General features: G+C 73.5%; 1 protein-coding gene and 1 pseudogene. Both read left to right on the top strand.

The genetic code is table 11. The features are described 5' to 3' along the window. Window positions 1-2,889: pseudogene (locus IEZ31_RS55370) on the top strand (type I polyketide synthase); the annotation flags it as partial. Between the two features lie 300 nt (window positions 2,890-3,189). After that, the coding region (locus tag IEZ31_RS58040) for a beta-ketoacyl synthase N-terminal-like domain-containing protein (RefSeq protein ID WP_373294892.1) at window positions 3,190-3,903 on the top strand (714 nt) is incomplete at its 3' end.

Here is a 3,903-nt window from a genome sequence, read left to right as displayed (position 1 = left end):
GAGATGTCGGAGGACGAGGTCCGGCCGCTGCTGGTCGAGGGGCGGGTGGGTCTGGCGGCGGTGAACGGGCCGCGGTCGGTTGTGGTGTCCGGTGACGCCGACGCCGTGACGGAGTTGGTTCAGGGTCGCAGGGCGAAGCTGTTGAAGGTGTCGCACGCGTTTCACAGCCATCACCTCGACGGGATGCTCGACGAGTTCCGGCAGGTTGTGGCGAGTGTTCCGGCGCGTGAGCCGGTGATCGGGTTGTACGGGGATGTGACGAATCCGGAGTATTGGGTGCGGCAGGCCCGTGACGAGGTCCGGTTCGCCGACACTGTGCAGCGGCTGACCGACGACGGGGTCAAGGTCTTCGTGGATGTGAGTCCGGACGGGGTGCTCACCTCCATGATTGCGCTGACCGCTCCGGACGCGACGGTGGTGCCGACGTTGCGGCCGGGGGACCGGCTGCTCAGCGCCGCGGCCGGGTTGCACGCCGCCGGGGTCGACGTGGACTGGACCGCGGTGCTCGGAGCGGCCGTCGCGCCGGTCGAGCTGCCGACGTACGCGTTCGAGCACGAGCGGTACTGGCTCGACGCGCCCACCGGCGTCGGTGACATCCGCGGCGCCGGGCTCGACGCCGCAGGCCACCCGCTCCTCGGTGCAGCCGTCACCATCGCCGGCGGCCAAGGCCACGTCCTCACCGGCCGGCTGTCGCTGGCGGCCCAGCCGTGGCTCGCCGACCACGCCATCGCCGGCACGGTCCTGCTCCCCGGCACCGCGCTGCTAGAACTGGCCATCCGCGCCGGCGACGAGGCCGGCTGCGGTACCGTCCGCGAGCTCACCCTGCACGCCCCGCTCGCCATCGCGGAGCGCGGCGGCGTCCAGCTGCAGGTCGTCGTCGCCGAACCGGCCGCCGACGGCACCCGCGCCGTCACCATCCACTCGCGGCCCGACACCGACGCCGGCCCGGACTGGCAGCACCACGCCACCGGCATCCTCGCCCCGGACGGCACCGCGCCGGCCACGCTCGACGCCTGGCCCCCGCCGGCCGACTCCGAACCCGTCGCCGTGGACGACCTGTACGACCGGCTGGCCGACGGCGGGTTCGCCTACGGCCCGGCGTTCCGGGGCGTCGAGCGGGTCTGGCGCCGGGGCGGCGACGTGTTCGCCGAGGTGGCCCTGCCGGAGCGGGTGGCCGCCGGCGGGAGCGCCTTCGGGCTGCACCCGGCACTCATGGACGCGGTGCTGCACACCCTGGCCGTGGCGGGGTGGCAGGGCTCGGGTGTTGAGGGGTTGCCCTTTGCCTGGTCGGGTGTGCGGCTGTTCGCGGGTGGGGCGTCGGCGCTGCGGGCGCGGCTGACCCTGCTGCCGGAGGGCGGCGTGCGGGTGGTGGCCGTCGATGCCGCCGGCGGTGTCGTCGTGGAGATCGATCGACTGGTACTGCGAGCGCTGCCCGCGCTGCGTTCGCCCGCGCCGGGCGGGGATGTGCTGTTCGGCGTGGACTGGGTGCCGGTGGCCGAGCCGGACACGGCCGTCGACCTGGACGGGTGGACGGTGTACCGGGCGGCCGAGGTGACGGCGACCCTGCTGCGGCTGCAGGAGGTGATGGCCGACGAGGACGCGCGGCTGGCGGTGGTGACGTCCGGCGCCGATGTGGATCCGGAGGTCGCCGCGGTGTGGGGTCTGGTGCGCTCGGCGCAGTCGGAGTACCCGGGCCGGGTGGTCCTGGTCGATGCCGGGGACGCGGACCTGGGCCGGGTGCTGGCGCTGGACGAGCCGCAGGTGATGGTGCGCGCGGGCGCGCTGTCGGTGCCGCGGCTGGTGCGCCTGGGGTCCACCCCTCAAGAGGAGCCCGTGTGGGGTTCACTGGGGACGGTGGTGGTGTCCGGCGGTACGGGCGGGCTGGGCGCGCTGGTGGCCCGGCACCTGGTGACGAGGCACGGGGTGCGGAGCCTGCTGCTGCTGTCGCGGTCGGGGCCGGCCGCCTCCGGCGCGGCAGAGCTGGTGGAGGACCTGGAAGGGCTGGGTGCGGAGGTTCGCGTCGAGGCGGTCGATGTGGCCGACCGGGTGGCGCTGGCGGAAGCACTGGCGGGTGTGCAGGTATGTGGGGTTGTGCACGCGGCCGGCGTGCTGGACGACGGTGTGCTCGCCGGGCTGACCCCGGAGCGGGTCGCCTCGGTGATGCGGGTCAAGGCCGACGGCGCCCGCTGGCTGCACGAGCTGACGCTGGACCAGCCGGTGACCGCGTTCGTGCTGTTCTCCAGCGCCTCCGGGGTGTTCGGCGCCCCGGGCCAGGCGAACTACGCCGCCGGCAACGCCTATCTCGACGCCCTCGCCGCCCGGCGGTTTGCCGACGGCCTGCCGGCGACGTCGATCGCGTGGGGGCTGTGGGAGCAGGAGACCGGCATGGGCGGCCGGCTCGACGAGACCCAGCAGCGGCGCCTTGCCCAGGGGGCCGCCCCGCTGTCCGCCGAGCTCGGCCTCGCCCTCTTCGACGCCGGACTCGGCGCGGGGCGCCCGCTTGTCGTCGCCGCCCGCCTCGACCTGGCCGCGCTGCGCACCCAGATCGGCGCGCAGCCCGTGCCGCCGCTGCTGCGCGGCCTGATCCGGCCGGCCCGGCGGGCCGCCGGCGGCGAGGCGGTGATCCCCGGCGACGCGTTCCGGCAGCGCCTGGCCGGCCTCGGCGACGCCGACCGCGACCGGGCGCTGCTCGACGTCGTCCGGGCCCAGGTCGCCATCGTCCTCGGCCACGAGGGAGCGGCCGACATCGAACCGGACAGCGGATTCCTCGACCTGGGATTCGATTCGCTCACCGCCGTCGAACTTCGCAACAGATTGAATGCGACGACCGGGTGCCAGTTGCCCGCAACACTTATCTTCGACTATCCCACCCCTAGCGCGGTGGCGAAGCGGATAGGGGTTGTTCTTCGTCCTGAGGCTGGTAGACACGTTGGTGTCGATTCCAGCGAGGCGGAGATCCGCAGCGCCCTGGAGTCGATTCCGGTCGGCCGCCTGCGGCAGTCCGGCCTGATGGATGCCCTGCTCAAGCTGGCCCGCACGGCCGACGAGGGCGAACTGCGGGACACGGACGAGGACGCGGACGTCTTCGACGAGATGGATGTCGACGAACTTGTTCAGCGAGCATTGCACAACTCTGAATCGTGATTGCATATCCGGATCGGGGCTAGAATGACCGCATCTGCCGAGCGGGTGGTCAAGGCACTTCGGGAATCGCTCAAGGAAAACGAACTGCTACGCCGGCAGAACGGTCACCTCCTGGCCGCGCTGAATGAACCCGTCGCGATCGTCGGCATGGCCTGCCGGCTGCCCGGCGGGGTCGCCTCGCCGGACGACCTGTGGCGGCTCGTCGCCGAGGGCCGCGACGGCGTGACACCGTTCCCGCGCGACCGCGGCTGGGACGTCGAGCGGGTGTTCGACTCGGCGCTGGACCGCACGTATCTCGCCGAGGGCGGCTTCGTCGCCGACGCCGGCGCGTTCGACGCCGGGTTCTTCGGCATCAGCCCGCGCGAGGCCCTGGCCATGGACCCGCAGCAGCGCCTCATCCTCGAAACCACGTGGGAGGCCCTCGAACACGGCGGCGTCGACCCGGCGACCCTGCGCGGCAGCGACACCGGCGTCTTCACCGGCCTGATGCTCCACGACTACGCGATCGGCGCCCAGCAGGTGCCCGACGAGGTCCGCAACTTCCTCGGCACCGGCGTCGCCGGCAGCGTCGTCTCCGGCCGCGTCGCCTACACGCTCGGCCTCACCGGGCCCGCCGTCACCGTCGACACCGCCTGCTCCTCGTCGCTCGTCGCGCTGCACCTCGCGGTCCGCGCGCTGCGGGCCGGCGAATGCGGCCTGGCGCTGGCCGGTGGCGTGTCCGTGATGGCGACGCCGGTCGGCTTCGCGGAGTTCGCGCGC

It is taken from the genome of Dactylosporangium sucinum, from assembly GCF_014647515.1.
Lineage (GTDB): Bacteria > Actinomycetota > Actinomycetes > Mycobacteriales > Micromonosporaceae > Dactylosporangium > Dactylosporangium sucinum.
The sequence above is the reverse complement of the archived record's forward strand: the minus strand, read 5'-3'. Positions and strand labels throughout refer to the sequence as shown.